The organism is Faecalibacterium sp. DFI.5.82 (assembly GCF_029076575.1).
In the GTDB taxonomy this organism is placed as follows: domain Bacteria; phylum Bacillota; class Clostridia; order Oscillospirales; family Ruminococcaceae; genus Faecalibacterium; species Faecalibacterium duncaniae.
Genome location: NZ_JARFIS010000127.1, coordinates 1 through 394, shown reverse-complemented (window position 1 = coordinate 394; position 394 = coordinate 1). Strand labels below are relative to the sequence as shown.

The following is a 394-nucleotide window of genomic DNA, read 5'->3' as shown; positions in this document are numbered from 1 at the left end:
CTGGGGCTTCAATTCAGGGCTTCGCCGAAGCTAACTCTTCCTTTTAACCTTCCAGCACCGGGCAGGCGTCAGCCCCTATACTTCATCTTACGATTTTGCAGAAACCTGTGTTTTTGATAAACAGTCGCCTGGGCCTTTTCACTGCGGCTGATCTTGCGATCAGCACCCCTTCTCCCGAAGTTACGGGGTCATTTTGCCGAGTTCCTTAACGAGAGTTCGCTCGCTCACCTTAGGATACTCTCCTCGACTACCTGTGTCGGTTTGCGGTACGGGCAGTTGATTATTCGCTAGAAGCTTTTCTCGGCAGCGTGACATCAACGACTTCGCTACTATAATTTCGCTCCCCGTCACAGCTTGTCAACACGCTGATAAGCATTTAACTCATCAACTGACT

1 rRNA gene is annotated in these 394 nt (G+C 50.3%); it reads right to left on the bottom strand.

Going from position 1 to position 394, the window contains the following annotated elements:
• Nucleotides 1-394, bottom strand: a 23S ribosomal RNA gene (locus P0G09_RS15890); the annotation flags it as partial.